Raw genomic sequence first — 19,366 nt, forward strand, 5'->3', positions numbered from 1 at the left:
ATCTCTCTGGACTACCTGAGAGCTAATTCTGTTGAGGAAATGCGCCATGAAAGCAACCAAAGTTCTGATTCTTACATTCAGTTTGGCTATATCGTCGTTGGCGTTTGCTGAAGGCGGTGGCGACCGTGCAGCTGAGCGCATGGAGCGAGCCCGTGAGACGGCGATGTCCACGCTCACCCCGAGCTCGGAGGCACAGTCGAAGGAGAACGTTGCACAGGAAAAACCTGTGGCTGAAAAGCCGAACCGTCACTGTTGAGTCGCCTAGCTTACGGAAATGTAATTACCTCGCTTGCTGGCCTGTGGCATCTTTCGATGGATGAAGTCGCGTAGGCGATCATGTGATTGAACCACTTGAGTGTGCGCTGTAGTGCGCGCCTCCCTCCGACTGACGGGACACGAATCGGTATGCACTCCAACACCTCTCGGCGCACCTTCGTAAAAGCACTCACCGCAGGCGGAATTCTTGCGGGTTTAGGGCTCTGGCGTACCCCTGTATGGGCTGCACCTGGCCTTGGGGAAGCGAATGTCCTGTCAGGAACAGAGTTCGACCTGTTTATTGGAGAAACGCCGGTAAACATCACTGGCAATCGCCGTACAGCGTTGACGATCAATGGAGGGCTTCCGGGGCCCCTCCTGCGCTGGCGCGAGGGTGATACGGTAACTTTGCGCGTCAAAAACCGCCTGAAGGATATGACTTCCATTCACTGGCACGGGATCATTCTTCCCGCCAATATGGATGGTGTACCCGGTCTTAGCTTTCACGGGATTGAGCCCGACGGAACTTACGTCTATCAGTTCAAGGTCAAGCAGAACGGAACATACTGGTATCACAGTCATTCCGGCTTTCAAGAACAGGTCGGTGTATATGGCCCGTTAGTAATTGAAGCGAAAGACCCCGAGCCGTTTGTGTATGACCGTGACTACGTGGTGATGCTCACCGATTGGACGGATGAAGATCCGGCCTCGTTGATGAAAACGCTGAAGAAACAGGCTGACTACTACAACACCCACAAGCGAACGGTTAGCGACTTTATAAATGACGTGGCTGACAAAGGTTGGTCAGCCACTGTTGCTGATCGCAAGATGTGGGCTGAAATGAAGATGAACCCCACGGACATTGCAGACGTCAGTGGCGCGACCTATACCTATTTGATGAACGGCCACGCCCCGAATTCCAACTGGACTGGCACTTTTAAACCCGGCGAAAAACTCAGGTTGAGATTCATCAATGGCTCGGCGATGAGCTACTTCGACGTTCGTATTCCTGGGCTGAAGATGACTGTTGTGGCCGCCGATGGCCAGTATGTAAAACCCGTGAGTGTGGATGAGTTCCGAATAGCCACAGCTGAGACGTTCGATGTAATAGTCGAGCCCACCCAAGAAGCCTACACGTTGTTCGCACAGTCGATGGATCGGTCAGGATATGCCCGAGGTACTTTGGCTGTTCGATCAGGCTTAGTCGCACCTGTACCCGAGCTCGATCCTCGTCCTCTCGTCACCATGGCGGACATGGGCATGGCGGGTATGGATCATGGCTCGATGGGCGGAATGGGCGATATGGCTGGAATGGATCACAGCAAAATGGCCAGCATGGGTGACAGTTCGATGGATGGCATGTCGGCGATGGACGGCGGCTCCATGACATCGATGAACCATGGCGCTAAGCAGGATCTGTCCGGCATGGAAGGCATGGCCGAAATGGATCACAGCAAAATGTCTATGGGAGACATGGGTGGGATGGGCGACATGCAGTCGCACCCCAAGACAGAAGCCAACAACCCTCTCGTAGACATGCAAGCGATGTCGACCTCACCGAAGCTTGACGACCCCGGTATGGGCCTTCGTGAGAACGGTCGCAAGGTGCTGACATATTCCGATCTCAGGAGCACGTTTGAAGATCCTGATGGCCGTGAGCCAAGCCGCACTATCGAACTGCACCTGACCGGGCATATGGAGAAATTCTCTTGGTCGTTCAACGGGGTGAAATTTTCTGACGCCGAGCCGGTGAAACTGAAGTATGGCGAGCGAGTCCGGATCGTACTCGTAAATGACACCATGATGACGCACCCCATTCATTTGCATGGGATGTGGAGCGATCTTGAAGACGAAAATGGTCAGTTCCTTGTTCGAAAACACACCATCGACATGCCGCCAGGATCGAAGCGCAGCTACAGAGTCACCGCCGATGCACTCGGTCGCTGGGCCTATCACTGCCATCTTCTGTACCACATGGAAATGGGTATGTTCCGAGAAGTGCGAGTAGAGGAATAAGGGGTCGACTATGAGCAACTATTTTTGTGGCACTCGCATTCACACAGTTGTAGCTACGGTCGCTCTGAGCCTTGGCTTTGTTATGCCTGCAGCCGCTGACACCACTCAGCCTGCAGACGACGGGCAAATGCAGAACATGGATCACAGCCAGATGAAGGCGGTGGATCATTCCCAAATGCAGGGCATGGATCACAGTCAGATGAAGGGGATGGATCATTCCCAAATGCAGGGCATGGATCACAGCCAGATGAAGGGCATGGATCATTCCCAAATGCAGGGCATGGATCACAGCCAGATGAAGGGGATGGATCATTCCCAAATGCAGGGTATGGATCACAGCCAGATGAAGGGTATGGATCACTCCCAAGTGCAGGGTATGGATCATAGCCAGATGCAGGGGATGCAGCCCGCCAAGCAGCAGGGTCGAACTGAGAGCCGAACTCCAATACCCCCAATTACTAATGCTGAGAGAGCCGCAGTTTATAAAGCTCCTGGCGGCCATGAGGTTCATGACACCGCTCTTAACTCGTATTTCATTTTCGAAAAATTGGAATGGCAGGATGCTGATGAAGGGAGCGCGCTGAACTGGGAAGCTCAAGGCTGGATAGGCGGTGATGTGGATCGTCTATGGTTGCGTTCTGAAGGCGAGCGCACCAATGGGAAGACAGAGGAAGCCGAGATTCAAGCTCTGTGGGGGCACGCTATCAGCCCTTGGTGGGATCTCGTCGGAGGGGTTCGTCAAGACTTCAAACCAGGTGATCCCCAAACGTGGGCGGCTTTCGGCATCCAGGGCTTGGCGCTCTACAACTTCGAAGCCCAGGCTACTGCTTATCTGGGCGAAGGTGGCCAGACTGCGGCGCGGCTGGAAGGAGACTACGACATCCTTTTGACCAATAAGCTCATTTTGCAACCGACTGCAGAATTCAATTTTTATGGGAAAAACGATCCCCAGCGTGGCATAGGCTCAGGGTTATCAGAAAGTGAGATTGGTCTGCGGCTCCGGTACGAGATCCGTCCACAATTCGCTCCTTACGTGGGCGTAACCTGGAATCGTAGTTATGGAAAAACGGCTGACTACGCCAGCGAGGAAGGCGAAGACAATAACGAAGCACGCCTGGTGCTAGGCGTTCGGGTCTGGTTCTAAACCAGAGTTAATGGCACCAAACATAATTACTCAACCTCATTACAACAGCTATGCGCTGTGAGGAGCCTTGCATGTCGTTCTTGAAATCCTGCGTAGTGGCTGTCGCTCTTTCATCCGGTATTTTGCTGAGCTCGGTCGCTCAAGCTCACCCGAAGCTGTTGTCTTCGACTCCGTCAGAAGGCGAATCCGGTACGGCCCCTTCCAAAATCGAACTGCATTTTTCCGAAAACCTGGTTACCCAGTTCTCTGGTGCCAAGCTGATCATGACTGATATGCCAGGCATGCCGAATTCACCTATGGGCGTAAAAGCCAGCGTAGCAGGCGGAAATGATCCGAAGACCATGGTAATCACGCCTTCATCGCCCCTGACAACGGGCACCTACAAAGTAGAATGGCGGGCAGTATCGTCCGACACTCATCCAATTACCGGTGCCGTAACTTTCAAAGTGAAATAAGCATGAGCGACCCTTTGAATGTGGCGCTGCGCCTCGCGCTTTATCTGGATTTGATGCTCCTGTTCGGGCTCGCAGTGTTCGGGCTGTACAGCTTTCGCGGGAAAGAGCGCGTCTCGGGAACGGTGTTACATTTTGGGTCGCTGCTGAGTGGGGCTGCCGTTATAGGCATTCTTCTTTCTGTGGCCACGTTCTTGGTCATGACAAAAAACATGAGCGGTGCATCCAACTGGGCGGAGCTGTTACCCCACCTTGAAATGATGCTCTCTGAAACCGAGATCGGTTACAGCTGGATGGCACGTATGGTCTCGCTTGCGGTGGTGATAATCGCTGCAAGCCAAAGCACTCGGTTGCCATCGGCTTGTCTTTGGATAGCGACCGTAGCGGGCAGTATTGCCTTAGCTACGCTCCCATGGACTGGTCACGGGGCGATGGATGAAGGTGCTAGGCGGTTCTGGCATTTCTCAGCGGATATTCTCCATTTACTGGCTGCTGGCGGTTGGATCGGAGCCCTGGCAGCTTTTGCTCTGATGCTGAGCATGAGAGGAGGTAATCCTGAGCAACTCGTACGAGTTTTGACACGGTCGCTCAAAGGATTCGAAACAGCGGGCGCGTTCATTGTGGGTACGATCATACTCACAGGAGTCGCTAATTATCTTTTCATTGTCGGGCCGACTATTACAGAGGTAGTGACCAGCACCTATGGCATTCTCCTCCTAGCGAAAATTATATTGTTCGCTGGCATGCTCGGACTCGCGACCCTCAATCGTTTCTATCTGAGCCCCTCACTGGAAAGCTCTGTGAGCGGGGGTAATTATTCTGTCGCAGTCACTGCTTTGAAAAAGAGCGTGCTGCTCGAATCGACCTGTGCAGTTGTCATTGTTTGCTTGGTGGCTTGGCTAGGAACGCTAAGCCCTTCAATCGAGATGGCCCAAGGGTAATGACCGCGCAGGTCTGAGCGACGCTGGTCGCTCAGATCTGCGTGACGATCATTTCGGGTAGTCAGCGACCACCTCTTGCGCACCGCCCTTGGTGAGGCCCAAGACTTGGTAGGGTTGATGTTCCTGACCATAGTCCATACCAGGCGAACCTGCTGGCATGCCTGGCACTGCAATCCCTGCAAGGTCGGGACGGTTATACAACTTCTTTATTTCATCCGCCGGGACATGGCCTTCTACGAACTTTCCACCAATAACTCCCGTGTGACAGGAAGCTAGTCCCTGCGGCACACCCAGCCCTTTCTTGATAGCGCTCATATCGCTTTCCTCATGGTCAGTCACCTTGAATCCATTCGATTCCAAGTGCTTGACCCACTCCTTACAGCATCCGCAATTCGCGTCACGGTGGACATCGATACTGAGCTGCTCCGCAGCTTGTGCAACGCCCATGAGCATCAGCCCCGCAGCGAGGAATAACTTGCGCTTCATCATCTTGATGCCCTCTTTAACATTTCGTTGCGCGGTTGCTATATATGCCTTGGCCGTTACTCACGGCCTAGCATCCGCACCGTTCCAAGGTAGGTTAAGCGCAAAAACTGATCATTGCCGATTACATTTTCGTAAGCTGCCGTCTAGCTGCTTACGCCCTTCCATGCCATGGTGCCTAGGCGCTTTCTGCCAGCTGTCAGAGCGATTACATTTGCGTCAGCTTGCGCATCGTTGTCACTTTCGTAGCACACTTGAGTTACGCACAGCTGGAGTTACACCATGAAAATCCTGGTAGCAGAAGACGAACCCAAAACCGGAATGTATCTTCAGCAAGGACTTTTGGAGGCGGGTTTTAATGTCGACCGGGTGGTGACAGGCACGGAGGCATTGCATCAGGCGCTGAACGAGAGCTACGACCTTCTGATTCTGGACGTGATGATGCCTGGGATTGACGGATGGGAGGTCATCCAAAGTGTTCGTGCTGCTGGAAGCTTGGTTCCCGTGTTATTCCTTACAGCCAGGGACGGAGTCGATGACCGCGTTAGAGGCTTAGAGCTTGGTGCAGATGATTATTTAGTTAAGCCGTTCGCGTTTTCTGAGCTACTCGCTCGGGTCAGAAGCCTTCTGCGTCGGGGGGCCGGTGCTCCCAATCTGACGTCTATCAAAATCGGCGATCTTGAAGTCGACTTGCTCAAACGTCGGGCCTCGCGCTCCGGTCAACGCATTGACCTGACAGCCAAGGAGTTTGCTTTGCTGGAACTGCTGATGCGCCGCAAAGGGGAGGTTCTCTCAAAGTCGCTCATCGCATCCCAGGTCTGGGATATGAATTTCGACAGCGATACCAACGTGATTGAGGTCGCCATTCGCAGGCTTAGGGCTAAGATTGATGATGATTTCGATACAAAGCTCATTCAGACCTCGCGAGGCATGGGCTACATGCTTGATGCCCCGGACGCAGAATGAAGCGCCCGTCTCTAACGCTTCGACTAAGCCTCATGTTTGTGTGCGCTGTGGTCGCAGTGCTCGTGGTAGCAGGCTTTACCTTCGACGGTTTCAGCCGGCATCACTTCAAGGCACTCGACCGGCAAGCTATGACAGAAAAGCTCGAATCAATTCGTCAAATCATGGACGGTGAAGCTGGCTCGGCTGACCGTTCGGATGTATTGCTTCAGTTACAGGCGTTATTGGGAGCGCACCAGGAGCTCTCAGCCTCGATTGTCATGCAAGGAGGGCAAATGATCTTTGCGACCTCTAACGCAGCTCAGCATCCCTCTATTCCTCCTGATGCTCCTGATGATGATATGTGGGAGTGGAGAGACGGAGGCCATCTCTATCGAGGGATGAAAGCCCAAGTTCATTTGGTGAATGAATCAGAGCCACTGACGGCCTGGCTGAGTATGGATATCACAAGCCACATGCATTTTGTGGAGACTTTACGCTGGTGGTTGGTGACGGGTTTGGCGATCAGTGCGTTGGTCAGCGCCGGCTTGGGTTGGCTGGTTGCGCGTAGCGGGTTAAAACCCGTGGCACGAGTGACGCAAGTTGCCGCTTCGATGTCAGCTGGATCGCTGAAAGAGCGAATCCCGATGGATTTTGTGCCTCGTGAACTTGAACTACTCGTCACTTCGTTCAATGCCATGCTTGCTCGGCTAGAAGAGTCGTTTTCTCGGTTATCTAATTTCTCAGCCGATATCGCTCATGAGCTACGTACGCCAATCAGTAATTTGCGAACACATACTGAAGTGATTCTCACGAAAAAGCGTGCACCAGAAATATATGAGGAGAATCTTTACTCCAATCTGGAAGATCTCAACCGACTTTCAAGCATCATCGATGGCATGCTCTTTTTAGCGAAGTCTGATAACGGTCTGGTTCTACCCGCGAAAGAAAAAGTCGAACTGCGGTCGGTGGTGGAGAAACTCTTGGAGTATTACCAACTGCTGGCAGATGACACCGGTCTGAAGCTAAAGGTAATTGGATACGGTGAGGTGCGTGGTGAAAGGACTATGCTGGACAGGATGGTTTCCAATTTGCTATCGAATGCGATCCGGTACACGCCTTCCGGTGGCACCATTTCTGTAAACATCGAACCGTCCGGCAGCATGGTTAATTTGTCAGTGCAGAATCCTGGTCAGGAGATCGCCGCCGAGCATCTGCCTCGGCTGTTTGATCGGTTTTATAGGGTTGACCCTGCGCGAAGGGGAAGCTCTACAAACAATGCAGGGCTGGGTTTGGCAATCGTAAAATCGCTGGTAGATGCGCATGACGGAACCGTTGAGTGTGTCTCCGTTGACGGTCGGACGACTTTTACGATCAGCTTGCCTGCTTGGTCTACTGCTCGTGAGTGAAATGCTGTGAATGTTTCTGGAGTCAGATCTATCAAGTCGATGGTTTGACGTTTGGCCTTCAATTTTAAGGACAGTTCGCACCAACTCCACTTCACCTCTATGAAACACTACGTACGGCTTTGCTCCCGCTCATCATCAGCTTGGCGCTTCCGCTGTCAGGGATGGCGGGTGCTCAGGCGCCTGCAGAGCAGTGCATGATGAAGACGATGGGCATGGCGACGGAAAGATGTCGACGCCCAATACTTGGAGTGGATGTGTATTATCGATGGCACGCCGCAGGTGATGCCTCCCATCTCTATTCTAGGTAATCTAACTAAGTCCAATCCAAAACTACGAGCCTAGGTCTCAAGCCCATCCCTACCAAATATGAGCATATGGTCAAGTGCACTGCAAATGCAATTTCCCAACTAGCGCAGCGCTTTACGTTCAGCCACCCGTATCGCGATAAATCAAGTCTCAGGACGTCCTGCAGCGCCCCTGCGAGAGGCCGCGTTTGGCCACCCTCAATCTATAGGACGCCGGCCCCAGATAAGTTCAGCTGTAACACAGCCAGGTATCAATCTGCCGGTGAAGCATCGACAGGTGGCTGCCAATAGGGGATCTGTGACGCCCCTGGTTTATCCAAGACAATCGCAACACTCTGCTCGGCCCGTGTGACCGCCACATAGAAATCGGCTGCGGATAGGGGCACGAGATACTCCCCTTTGCTGATGAACTTGCCGATAGGGACAGTCGGATAGATTAGTACGCGGTTGAAAGTCTGTCCTTTGGATACTCCGAAATTCATATAGTCAAAATCGAATTCCTTGCCCGAGCTGATGCTATTGCGCAGGCACTGGGGTTGGAATGTCTCAACGTACCGACGGACATGAGTCTTCTTCACTAGGAACACACCATCGTGGGGTGTGATCGTGTGATTCTGAGAGGTCGTTTCCGGAAACTCCCAGCTCGCCTCGAAGATCGTGTCCGAAAAAGTAGCGATCGTCTGGCAGCACCTCCAAGTCACAGAGCTGAAGTTGATTTCAAGCCGGCCAGCTTTCTGCTGTTTTTTGAACCATGCAATTGATTTCGAGTAGGCAAACGCCTTCTTCATTTGGCCACGGGGGTTGGTGGACAAGACCGCCTGCCGGACGTCCCCAACGAGCCGTATAGCTATGCTCGTGCCGAAAAGCGCTTCCAGAATGTCCCAGTCGTAACCCGAAAGATCCTGCACCTCGTCGATGAGTATTTCGTCGTAGAGGCATTCGAGGCGTTGAATCAAAGCCCCGCCGCTTTGGCCAATGAGTTGGTAGGCCAAGCGTGCTAATTCCTTTGCGTACACGCTGTCCGACGAGTCAAAAAATCGATTCTCATCGACGGCGTATCGTCCTGGATCACCTTCGAAATTGAAGCCCCTGCAGCGCTTGCCGGGGAATGCAAATGGCACAAAGGGTTTGACGAAATGACGCAGCAGGAAGCTGAACCACCCAGAGATCTCCAAGCTGGAGCGGTCTCCGACATACCGCCTCACACGCTCGCGCAACTCGATTTGATTGGCCTGTGCGAAGGTGATCAGCAGGATTTTGCGATCGGCTGGTAATGCCTTGCAGTGCTCAACTAGGCCTTGAGTCTTACGTGCTCCCGCAACTGCCAAGGTCAGGTAATTGTTAGCCATGGATGAACTTCGCTGCTGCGGTCATGTATGACGGGGCGTTGACAGTTTCCTTGGAGTTAGCGATGAGAAGTGCCGCTTCCGTTTTTTCTCTCGACATCCATTTGCCAAGAATGGCCCGATCAGTGACCTCAAGAATCTTGCGCAGAGACTCATCGCTGTTGCACGCCATCAATTGCGGCTCCAGCGTCTTGCCCGCTTCTTTCGCTCCGATGAAGAGCTCGCGTTTTCCTGTTTCGAGCAGTTCGGTGACAGCTTCCCTAAGGATTTCTGGATCTTCTCCGTCGTTGTCTCGAAGCACGGCAACGGGCCGATCAATGGCCGTACAAAGTTCCAGGCAGCGCTTCAACGTCAGCCCGTGCATGCTCATCACGTCAATCCCCAGCTCCATCGGGTGTTTACCATAGAGGTCTCTGAAGAAGCGCTCGAACAGGATCTCGTCTGAAGGGCCTTCTACTAAGACGAGCTTGTGAGCCAACACCATCCGCAGCGTGTCGAAGCCTGGGAGCTTTTGAAAATAGCCGACCGTGTCTGGATCAAGTGCCTCGATGTGAGATGCCTTGCCGCGATGCAGGAGGAGCAAGGAGCTCAGACCTAGGCGATTCAGCACATAGGCACTGTGGGTCGAGATGAACAACTGCCGCTCGCCTGCAGCCTCCTCGATGCGAGATAGCAGCGTGGTCAAGCTCGTATGCGACAGATGATTCTCAGGCTCCTCAATCATCACAATGCTGGTGTGCTCGGACATACGCTGCATGGCCAGCGAAATCTTGATCGAAGCTTGCTGCCCTTGGCCTGCCAGCGCGAAAGGCACATGATCCACGTGTGGTGTGACCGACCCCTCCCAGGAAGATTGAGCGCTTTGATCCATGGCCAAAGCCATCTCCTGGTTATCCAGTGGCGCTCGAATTTTCTTCAGGCGTTTGTTCACTTCTCCCAATGAGTCAGAGGTCATGGACTCTTTGATCTCGCGGTAATGCTGGGAGATCTTGGCTTTCTCGCCCGGCTCCAAATGGTCACTGAGGATTTGGCGCAGGTGGTAGTCGATGCCAGAGGTCGAGCGGACGGTACGGGAATCGATAGTCGCAACGGCGAGCTGCCGTGGGCGCCGAGTCAGTACCTCATCCCCAAAGGTACGCCATTCAATCTTGTAGTACTCGACGGGTATCAGTGCGCTTGGGTTGATACGCCATTGGGTCAGCTCCTCGTGGTACTCAGGATTGGGGATGACCTTGAACGAGATACCGGGGCAGGCATTCGTCTTCCTGTCGCTGTTGATCGCGCCACAGAGAAACTGCAATTCAGGCAGATTTTCCAGAAATAGCTCAATCAGGATTTCCGGAAGAGCTGGGTTTTCATCCCAGACGCAATCCTCCAGGAATTGATCGACCACCTGTTTATTAAACCAATATGGGTTCAGCTCTTCCTGAGCGGAGCGGCCACCGATACGCCCGTTGAGCGCAAGACCAATCGCCTCCATCAGGGTCGACTTCCCTGCGTCGTTACCACCCACAAGGATGTTGAGATCCTTGTTGGGCAGCAGCGTGAAGTCGCCGTAGATCCGATAGCCTTGGATTTTGATCTTCGTGATCATCTGCTGTCCTTAGGTCGAGAGTAGGGACTTGGGGTCGTGTTTTTTTTGGGGCTTTAATTTTCCAAGGACTTTGCGCGATGTTCAAAGCCCTGGTGCTTGCTCAGCGCATTACTCGTAGTGCAACTCACCAAATAACCCAATCATGAGATCGCCGTCCAGGATCTCGAAAGGAAGGGTGACGTATTGGTCGGGGTGGCGTGGCAGCGCCTTTCCGTCGTGTGCTGAGTTCTTCGTGTGGCCCTGGACGTGCTCGCCGTTTGCCTTAACGTACGGAAGCACTACGATGCGGCCATGGTTTTTCGACAGAATGGTGCCTTCGTGCCATAGGGTATTGCCTTCGCCGCCACTGGATTCGCCACCCGTGCTCTTCACCACCCATTGAGGCACGCCATCCTCTTCATACCAGAAGACGAAGCTTCCAATCACAAGTACGCTTTGTCCTCGGCTCCTCGCCTCGGCCAGTAATTGTCTGACGCTGGCCAACTGAAGCAGCTTATTTGCCCGAGGAAGCAATTGTTCGCGAATCAGTGCTTTGGTTTGGCCCCAATGATCGAACCCCGAATAACCGTAGCCCCTGGCAATTGACTCACGAAAGCATGCCTGCGACAGCTTTGTGTTCAAAGCCCCAAGGTATTCCCATTTCAGTTCCCCAGTACGGTGCAGGCAGACTTTGAGTTCTGGAAAAGCTGCGAGGTGAAGGTATGGAGCGACGTCGAGTTGCTTTGATAAAGGCTCACGCAGGCGCTCGATGCCTTTGGGAAGTTCAAGGTCTTGAATGGCCGGGGGAGGTAGCTGGGCATTTCGCTTGATGGCCTCGCGCTCCATCAGCTCTTCTTCGTCTCGAATTCGACGCCCAGCTGTCAGGGCTTTCTCGACTTTCAGGATGGTGGAAGTTTGAAGCTGCGGGTCGTTCACAGCCTGTCTGACCCGGTCATGAATGCCTTGGTTGAACTCATCGGCAGCGCTCATGGCCTCGGCATAGGTTGCGAACACCGCTCCTCTGGCATGTCCGTTCCCGTTGTCAAAAAAGTATCGCTTCCACGCTAGCTGCGACTCGGGGAAGAGTTTCAAGGCGCGCAGGTGCCATACCCAGCCGATGTGGAATCGGCGGAATGGTAGTACCGCCAGGGTGGGCGCAGAGTGGTAAGGCATCTGATCGAGTCGCATGGTTTCCTCCTTGAATGACGTGCCCAAGGCTACCATTTCGACGACTAGGGTTGGGGGGTTGGCATATGCGGGCTTACGGGCTTTGGGGGCGCTCGGTAGGGACTCAGTATCAGGTCTAAGGAGTAGTGTCGTAATGGCATAGATTGATCTTTGCCTACTAGATTTTTTTCAATAAAAGCTTGATACCATATCGTGCAATAGCTATAATGCACATATACAGAATTGCTTGGAAAGCATCGGATTAGAACGTAATGTGCAGTAAGTGGGGAGGCTGATGTTCGACGGCCTGCCATACAACACCGCCGCCCTGGCGTTGCTGACCCATATGCTGGCTCAACAGTGCGACCTGATCCCCCACGAGATCATCGTCACCACCGGCGACACCCACGCTTACAGCAACCATATGGAACAGATCCGGACCCAGCTGGCGCGCACGCCTAAGAAGCTGCCGGAATTGGTGATCAAGCGTAAACCTGCGTCGATCTACGACTACAAGTTCGAAGACTTCGAGATCGTGGGTTACGACGCCGATCCGAGCATCAAGGCCGATGTCGCTATCTAGAGCCTGACGCTGTCCAATATGGGAGGGGGCTAGAACCTGACGCTGTCCGAAGTGGGAGAGGGTTAGAGCCTCACGCTGTCAAATGTGGGAGGGGGCTTGAACTGGTCAAGTATTCTTGGACACCATTTAAGGTTCATGCCGCCAGTCTCTCCCTGACGACCGGCGACCGGTAATCGTTGTAACTGTGGGGCCTGGTGATGTTGTAGCGCGAGACATAACGCTGCACGTCTGCTCGGGCCTCATGTTCTGATGCGTAACCCGTCTCGGGCACCCACTCTGATTTCAAACTTCCAAAGAAACGCTCCATCGGAGCGTTATCCCAGCATTCACCTTTACGGCTCATGCTTTGCCGCAGGCCATGCGCCAGCAGCTCATTCCTGAACTTATGACTGGTGTACTGACAGCCTTGGTCTGAATGAAACAGCACCTCTTTAGGACGACCTCTGAGCTCAACCGCCATCCGCAAAGCCTCGCAGGTCAGCGTGGCATCGGAAATCATCGAAAACGACCAGCCCACGATCCGACGGGCGAACAAATCCAGAATCGCAGCGAAATACAGCCACCGCTTGCCGACCTTGATGTACGTCACGTCGCCACACCACACCTGATTGACCGCCGTGACATCAAACTCACGCTTGAGCACGTGCGGTGCCACCAAAGCTTCTACGCCGGACGATTTGTACTTATGGCGTCGGCGCTGGCGGCTGGCGATCCCCGCTTCGCGCATCAAACTGCGAGCCAAGTACCGGCCGATGCGATGCCCTTTCTCTTGCAGCTCCTTCGCCAAAGTCCTCGCTCCCGCAGAAGCTCGCGATGCCTTGTGATGCTTGACCAGCGCGGCTTTAAGCTGCTCTCGCTGAGGGTTAGCCTTACCTTGGCGCTGACGCCAAGCGTAAAAGCTGCTGCGGTTGACGCCGAACGCCCGGCAACACCGATTAACGCCGTACTGCTCGTCCAACTCATCGATCAGCGTGAATGATCTTTGGCGTCCAAAAGCAGGAGAGCACTGGCCTTTTTTAGGATTTCGATGTCCAGGTCTTTCTCCCTGAGCAGGGCTTTGAGCCTCTGAATTTCTCGCTGGTCGGCGGTAATCGCCTTGGCGCCTACCGGCGTCGAGCCCAAACGCTCTTTGCGTACCTGATCGACCCAACGACGCAAGGCGGTAGGGCCTATATCCAAACTGGCACACACCTCGGTAACCGGCTGGCCTTCGTCCAGCACCATGCTGGCAGCCTTGAGCTTGAACTCACTCGAATAAGATTTACGCATATCCAAACACCTCAGATTTGGGCGCCATCATAGCGCCCGATTGAAGTGTCCAAAATCATTAGGCCAGTTCAGCTTGCCCCCGATTGCGGTAGGTCAGCTGAAATTTGAAGTGCGCCCCAAAAGTTGGACACCTATCCAACTCTTGGGGCTTTTTCATGAGCAAGTACACGACGCAGTTCAAGCTTTCCGCCATTACTGCTTTTCTTGAACGAGGCCGGGGTTTTCGCCGTATCGCCGCTCAATTTCAAATGGACCCCACCTTGCTTCGCCGTTGGGTGGAGGCTTACCGGCTGCACGGTGAGGCCAGCCTGAGCAGTGCCGGTGGGCGTTACAGCGCGCTGTTCAAGTTTTCCGTTCTGCAACGCATGTGGCGCGACTCCCTCTCCTTGCGCCGCGCAGCGGCGCTTTTCAACCTGGGTGACTCCACCCAAGTGGGCAGATGGCAGCAGCAGTATTTACAGTGGCGGTATTGAAGCCCTGGCCTCAGGGAAAAAAGGACTGAATACCGCTATGCCAAAGCCACCTGCCAAACTGCGTAAATCTGCCGCCCCCCTTACAAAAGAGGAGCTTGCGCACAAAGCCTTGCTGGATGAACTTCAGTATTTGCGCATGGAGAACGCCTACCTAAAAAAGCTTGGGGAGTTAGGCGAGGCGGTGATCAGGCGGGAGAACGAAGCGAAGAAAAAGCTCGAATAGTCACTGAGCTGAGACAAGACTTTCCGCTGGCGGACCTGCTCAAACTGCTAGGGCTGGCGCGAAGCACGTACTACTACCAACTCAAGGTCATGGGCGTTGCGGACCGTTTCGTCTCAGTCAAAGCCTCGATCCAGAGCCTTCAGCAAGAGCATAAAGGGCGCCTGGGCTACCGCCGTATGACGCTGGAACTGCGTAAAGAAAGACTACAGATCAACGGTAAAACGGTACGACGATTGATGGGAGCGTTGGGGCTCAAATGCACGGTGCGACCCAAGAAATACAGAGCATATAAAGGGCCGATGGGAGAAATCTCACCCAATACCTTGGCTCGTCGGTTCGAAGCCGAGAAGCCGAATCAGAAATGGGTGACGGATGTCACCGAGTTCAAAGTGGCAGGTAAAAAGCTGTATTTGTCGCCGATCTTGGACTTATACAACGGAGAAATCGTGGCTTATCAGACCGCCATACGCCCCCAATATGCCCTGGTTGGCGACATGCTGGAGCGAGCGCTCGAGCGCCTGCCTGAGGGCGCTAAACCCATGCTGCACTCGGATCAAGGCTGGCACTATCGACACTCGAAGTATCGCGAGCGACTAGAACAGGCGGGGCTGGAACAAAGCATGTCACGCAAAGGAAACTGCTATGACAACGCCACGATGGAGAGCTTCTTCGGCACGTTGAAGTCAGAGTTTTACTACCGCGAAAGCTTCGACAACGAGGCTCAGTTGCAGGCTGGACTGGATCAATACATCCATTACTACAACCATAAGCGAATCAAAACGAAGCTTGGCGGACTGAGCCCTGTAGAGTACAGAGCCCGTTCCGCTGTAGCCTAGACAATTACTGTCCAACTTTTGGGGCGCACTTCAATTCCGCATCCAGGGCAAGCCCCCACCCACATTTGAATAGTGTTCGCTTGAGTCAATGCCCGTGGCTCCTGCCTACGTGTGAGGGCTCGGCCTCGCTCGCCAGCACTCCGCCGTTGACCTCCAACCGCTGCAAAATCCCGCAGTGATCTCCGCCCCCACAGCGTTGGCGCAGGTCCAGCAATTGCTCCTGCAAGGCCAGCAGCCCGTCGATGCGCGTCTTTACATGCTGGATATGCTCGTCGATCAACGCATTGACGCTTTCGCACTGGTCCTGAGGGCTGTCGCGCAGGCTGAGCAGGCTGCGGATTTCCTCAAGGGTCATGTCCAGGCTGCGGCAGTTGCGGATAAACACCAGCCGTTCGCTGTGCGCCTGGGTGTACACGCGGTAGTTGGCATCGGTGCGCGCCGGGGGCGGCAGCAGGCCTTCCTTCTCGTAGTAACGGATGGTCTCCACCGGGCAGTCGGTGAGTTTGGCCAGTTCGCCGATCTTCATCGCAGCAATCTCCAAATGGGTGCTTGACCCTATAGTGGCTACAGGGTCTTTACTTGGCAACAAGCACTCTTACGGACGCCACAGCATGAGCGATTCCCACCACACCCCGCATAAACATGATCACACCCACGATCATGGCACTGAAAAACTCACGCCCGTACACAATCACGGCCACGGCGGCTCCTGCTGTTCCGGTGGCCCCGCGCCTGCGGTGGTGACACTGAGCGAAGCACCCACCGCCGGTTCGCGCCTGAGCACCTTCCGTATCGAAGCCATGGACTGCCCCACCGAGCAGATGCTGATCCAGAACAAGCTGGGCAAGCTCGCTGGCGTGCAACAGCTGGAATTCAACCTGATCAATCGCATTCTCGGCGTCACCCATGACCTGCCGAGTACTGCGCCGATTATCGATGCGATCAAATCCATCGGCATGCAAGCCGACCCCATCGAAGAGGGCGCGCCCGCAGCTACTCCCCCGGCCAAGAAACATTGGTGGCCGCTGGCCGTGTCGGGTCTTGGGGCGTTGGGCGCCGAAGTGCTGCACTTCACCAATGCCGCGCCGACCTGGGTGATTGCCTTGGTGGCGCTGGTGTCGATCCTCAGCGGCGGCCTTGGCACCTATAAAAAGGGCTGGATCGCCCTGAAAAACCTCAATCTGAACATCAACGCGCTGATGAGTATCGCGGTCACCGGCGCGATTCTTATCGGCCAATGGCCGGAAGCGGCGATGGTGATGTTCCTGTTTACCGTGGCCGAGCTGATCGAAGCCAAGTCCCTGGACCGCGCGCGCAATGCCATCAGCGGTTTGATGCAGATGACCCCGGAACAGGCCACCGTGCGGCAGCCGGACGGCAGTTGGGTTGAACAGGAGGTTAAAAGCATCGAACTGGGCGCTGTGGTGCGGGTAAAGCCCGGTGAGCGCATCGGCCTGGACGGTGAGGTGACCGCGGGTCAATCCACTATCGATCAGGCGCCGATTACCGGTGAAAGCCTGCCGATTGAGAAGACGGTGGGCGATAAAGTCTTCGCCGGCACCATCAACCAGGCCGGTTCCCTGGAATACAGCGTGACGGCGGTGGCCAACAACTCCACCCTGGCGCGGATCATCCACGCGGTGGAACAAGCCCAGGGCGCGCGGGCTCCGACCCAGCGCTTCGTGGACAGTTTTTCCAAGATCTACACCCCGGCTGTGTTCCTGTTCGCACTCGGCGTTGCAGTGATTCCACCGCTGTTCATGGCCGGCGCCTGGTTCGACTGGATCTACCGCGCGCTGGTGCTGTTGGTGGTCGCGTGCCCGTGTGCGCTGGTGATTTCCACGCCGGTGACCATTGTCAGCGGCCTGGCCGCTGCGGCGCGCAAAGGCATCCTGATCAAGGGTGGCGTGTACCTGGAGGGCGGTTACAAGCTCGATTACCTGGCCCTCGACAAGACCGGCACAATCACCCACGGCAAACCGGTGCAAACCGACTACCTGGCGCTGTTCCCCACTGTCGAAGACAGCGCGCCGGCCCTCGCCGCCAGCCTGGCGGGGCGTTCCGACCACCCCGTGTCCCTGGCAATCGCCAACGCAGCTGTGGATAAAAACCTGCCGACCCATACTGTGGATAACTTCGAGGCCCTGGCCGGGCGCGGCGTGCGAGGCGATATCAACGGCGAAACCTATCACCTGGGCAATCACCGCCTGGTGGAGGACCTGGGCCTGTGCTCGCCAGCGCTGGAAGAGAAACTCTTCGCCCTGGAGAAACAAGGCAAGTCGGTCGTGCTCCTACTGGACAAATCCGGCCCGATGGCGCTGTTCGCCGTGGCCGACACCGTCAAGGACAGCAGCCGAGAAGCCATCCAGCAGTTGCATGAATTGGGCATCAAGACCCTGATGCTCACCGGCGACAACACCCACACCGCCCAGGCGATTGCGGCGCAGGTAGGTATCGATCAAGCCCAGGGCGATTTGCTGCCCACCGACAAACTCCACGCCATCGAAACCCTCTACACCCAAGGCCGTCGGGTGGGCATGGTCGGCGACGGCATCAACGACGCCCCGGCCCTGGCCCGCGCCGAAATCGGCTTTGCCATGGCCGCTGCCGGCACCGACACCGCCATTGAGACCGCCGACGTGGCGTTGATGGACGATGATCTGCGCAAGATTCCGGCATTCATTCGGTTGTCGCGGCAAACGTCGAGTATCCTCAAGCAGAACATCGCCCTGGCGTTGGTGATCAAGGCGATCTTCCTCGCGGTGACGTTCATGGGCATGGCCACCATGTGGATGGCGGTGTTTGCCGACATGGGCGTGAGCCTGCTGGTGGTGTTCAATGGCCTGCGCCTGCTGCGCAAATAGACAAGAGAGGGTGGTGTGCTGAGTGCCGAGCTGAAGGCGTTTTTTATGGTCGCCCGCCTGGGCAGCATTACCCAGGCGGCGAAAAAGCTCGGCCTGAGCCAGCCCACGGTCACTACCCAGATCCGCAACCTGGAAAGCCAATACGGCGTCGAGCTGTTCTATCGCGGCGGGCGCCGCCTCACCGTCAGCGACGAAGGCGCACGGCTGTTGCCGATGGTCAAGACGCTGTTGCAGCAGGAAGCCGATATCGAGTTTTTCCTGCGCAACAACGGTCAGGTCCAGGGCGCACTCAGGATTGCCGCAACGGCGCCGTACTACATCCTGGATCTGGTCAAAGCCTTTCGCGAGCGCCTACCCCAAGTGGAGGTGTCGGTGGAAATCGGCAACTCGCAGCAGGTGCTCGAAGCGCTGGATGACTACCGCGTCGATGTGGCGGCGTCCTCACAGCTGCTCGACGACCCACGGCTGATCCGCCGCGTCCTCGGCACCGACCCGCTGGTGCTGGCGGTGCATCGCAACCATCCCCTGGCCAAACTCGATCATGTGCCGTTGAGTGCGCTCGCCGGACACACCCTGTTGATGCGCGAGGTTGGCTCCACCACACGCCGCCTGACCGAAGACATGCTGCGCGGCGCTGGCGTGAACTACGGGCCGCTGCTGGAAATCGGCAGCCGTGAATCGATCCGCGAGGCGGTGTTGCGCAATATCGGCATCAGCATCATCGCCCGCCAGGAAGTGCCCCATGACCCGCAGCTCAAGGTGCTGACCCTTGAGCATGCGCCGCAGATTCCGGAGTATCTGTACTGCCTCAAGGAAAGAAAGGCTGCGCGTCTGCCAGCGGCGTTTTTGGGGTTGGCCCAGGAAATGTCGCCAATCTAGGCTTTTTTTGGCGGCCTGGAGGGCCAATCGGGGGCAAGCCCCCTCCCACATGTTGAATTGTGAATGCCTTTAAGTGTGGGAGGGGGCTTGCCCCCGATTGGCGATACCCCAGCAACTCAGTTCGAAGAGTCCTACACAAATCTGCGAATACCACTATCGCCGCGTTTTGCCTTCCTGCCACAAGAGCGACGCATTGCCTGCCTAGC

Annotated in this window: 16 protein-coding genes and 2 pseudogenes; 11 read left to right on the forward strand and 7 right to left on the reverse strand. The window is 55.3% G+C overall.

Annotation, left to right across the window (positions count from 1 at the left end; all coding sequences use genetic code 11):
• The first annotated feature begins 46 nt into the window (after window positions 1-46).
• The 5 genes from K1567_RS17835 to copD all read left to right on the forward strand — a co-directional run bounded on the left by K1567_RS17835 (window position 47) and on the right by copD (window position 4,808).
• On the forward strand, window positions 47-256 hold the full coding sequence (locus K1567_RS17835) for a co-regulatory protein PtrA N-terminal domain-containing protein (RefSeq protein WP_220698723.1): 210 nt from the start codon (window positions 47-49) through the stop codon (window positions 254-256).
• A 149-nt stretch (window positions 257-405) separates the two neighbouring features.
• A complete protein-coding gene (locus tag K1567_RS17840) occupies window positions 406-2,271 on the forward strand; it encodes a copper resistance system multicopper oxidase (RefSeq protein WP_220698724.1) in 1,866 nt (621 codons plus the stop codon).
• A 10-nt stretch (window positions 2,272-2,281) separates the two neighbouring features.
• On the forward strand, window positions 2,282-3,415 hold the full coding sequence (locus K1567_RS17845; RefSeq protein WP_220698725.1) for a copper resistance protein B: 1,134 nt from the start codon (window positions 2,282-2,284) through the stop codon (window positions 3,413-3,415).
• 71 nt (window positions 3,416-3,486) lie between these two features.
• Window positions 3,487-3,870, forward strand: a complete 384-nt coding sequence (gene copC / locus K1567_RS17850) for a copper homeostasis periplasmic binding protein CopC (RefSeq protein ID WP_220698726.1) — start codon at window positions 3,487-3,489, stop codon at window positions 3,868-3,870.
• A 2-nt stretch (window positions 3,871-3,872) separates the two neighbouring features.
• Window positions 3,873-4,808, forward strand: a complete 936-nt coding sequence (copD, locus tag K1567_RS17855; protein ID WP_220698727.1) for a copper homeostasis membrane protein CopD — start codon at window positions 3,873-3,875, stop codon at window positions 4,806-4,808.
• 48 nt (window positions 4,809-4,856) lie between these two features.
• Here copD and K1567_RS17860 read toward each other — a convergent pair whose 3' ends face one another.
• Entirely contained in the window at window positions 4,857-5,294 is a 438-nt protein-coding gene (locus tag K1567_RS17860; protein WP_220699047.1) for a DUF411 domain-containing protein, read from the reverse strand.
• A gap of 279 nt (window positions 5,295-5,573) precedes the next feature.
• Between K1567_RS17860 and K1567_RS17865 the strand changes: the two genes are divergently transcribed.
• Both K1567_RS17865 and K1567_RS17870 read left to right on the forward strand, forming a co-directional pair.
• Window positions 5,574-6,257: a heavy metal response regulator transcription factor gene (locus tag K1567_RS17865; protein WP_220698728.1), complete on the forward strand. Its 684-nt coding sequence runs from the start codon at window positions 5,574-5,576 to the stop codon at window positions 6,255-6,257.
• Complete coding sequence (locus tag K1567_RS17870; protein WP_220698729.1) at window positions 6,254-7,642, forward strand: heavy metal sensor histidine kinase; 1,389 nt, start codon at window positions 6,254-6,256, stop codon at window positions 7,640-7,642. Before K1567_RS17865 ends, K1567_RS17870 begins: the two co-directional genes overlap by 4 nt.
• 556 nt (window positions 7,643-8,198) lie before the next feature.
• Here K1567_RS17870 and K1567_RS17875 read toward each other — a convergent pair.
• The 3 genes from K1567_RS17875 to K1567_RS17885 form a co-directional block, all read right to left on the reverse strand.
• Window positions 8,199-9,296 carry a UvrD-helicase domain-containing protein gene (locus tag K1567_RS17875; RefSeq protein WP_220698730.1) on the reverse strand — a complete coding sequence of 366 codons (1,098 nt, stop codon included), beginning with the start codon at window positions 9,294-9,296 and terminating at the stop codon, window positions 8,199-8,201.
• Window positions 9,289-10,887, reverse strand: a complete 1,599-nt coding sequence (locus K1567_RS17880; protein WP_220698731.1) for an ATP-dependent endonuclease — start codon at window positions 10,885-10,887, stop codon at window positions 9,289-9,291. Before K1567_RS17880 ends, K1567_RS17875 begins: the two co-directional genes overlap by 8 nt.
• Before the next feature lie 108 nt (window positions 10,888-10,995).
• Window positions 10,996-12,054: a hypothetical protein gene (locus K1567_RS17885; RefSeq protein ID WP_220698732.1), complete on the reverse strand. Its 1,059-nt coding sequence runs from the start codon at window positions 12,052-12,054 to the stop codon at window positions 10,996-10,998.
• Between the two features lie 274 nt (window positions 12,055-12,328).
• Between K1567_RS17885 and thyA the strand changes: the two are divergent.
• Window positions 12,329-12,616 (forward strand): annotated as a pseudogene (gene thyA, locus K1567_RS17890) (thymidylate synthase); the annotation flags it as partial.
• A gap of 133 nt (window positions 12,617-12,749) precedes the next feature.
• On the opposite strand, the gene K1567_RS17895 reads toward thyA, so the two are convergent.
• Window positions 12,750-13,574 carry an IS3 family transposase gene (locus K1567_RS17895; RefSeq protein WP_405045956.1) on the reverse strand — a complete coding sequence of 275 codons (825 nt, stop codon included), beginning with the start codon at window positions 13,572-13,574 and terminating at the stop codon, window positions 12,750-12,752.
• 8 nt (window positions 13,575-13,582) lie between these two features.
• Window positions 13,583-13,885 carry a transposase gene (locus K1567_RS28045; protein WP_040267329.1) on the reverse strand — a complete coding sequence of 101 codons (303 nt, stop codon included), beginning with the start codon at window positions 13,883-13,885 and terminating at the stop codon, window positions 13,583-13,585.
• A gap of 155 nt (window positions 13,886-14,040) precedes the next feature.
• Here K1567_RS28045 and K1567_RS17900 point away from each other — a divergent pair.
• Window positions 14,041-15,417 (forward strand): annotated as a pseudogene (locus tag K1567_RS17900) (IS3 family transposase).
• A gap of 85 nt (window positions 15,418-15,502) precedes the next feature.
• Here the strand turns inward: K1567_RS17900 and cadR are convergent.
• On the reverse strand, window positions 15,503-15,943 hold the full coding sequence (gene cadR / locus K1567_RS17905) for a Cd(II)/Pb(II)-responsive transcriptional regulator (protein WP_034101321.1): 441 nt from the start codon (window positions 15,941-15,943) through the stop codon (window positions 15,503-15,505).
• A gap of 85 nt (window positions 15,944-16,028) precedes the next feature.
• Between cadR and K1567_RS17910 the strand changes: the two genes are divergently transcribed.
• Together K1567_RS17910 and K1567_RS17915 are read left to right on the forward strand one after the other, a co-directional pair.
• Entirely contained in the window at window positions 16,029-18,281 is a 2,253-nt protein-coding gene (locus K1567_RS17910; protein ID WP_220698733.1) for a heavy metal translocating P-type ATPase, read from the forward strand.
• Window positions 18,282-18,296: 15 nt separating this feature from the next.
• On the forward strand, window positions 18,297-19,160 hold the full coding sequence (locus K1567_RS17915; protein WP_040266943.1) for a LysR family transcriptional regulator: 864 nt from the start codon (window positions 18,297-18,299) through the stop codon (window positions 19,158-19,160).
• The last annotated feature ends 206 nt before the right edge of the window (window positions 19,161-19,366 follow it).

This window comes from Pseudomonas sp. S5F11 (assembly GCF_019641515.1).
In the GTDB taxonomy this organism is placed as follows: Bacteria; Pseudomonadota; Gammaproteobacteria; order Pseudomonadales; family Pseudomonadaceae; genus Aquipseudomonas; species Aquipseudomonas rhodesiae.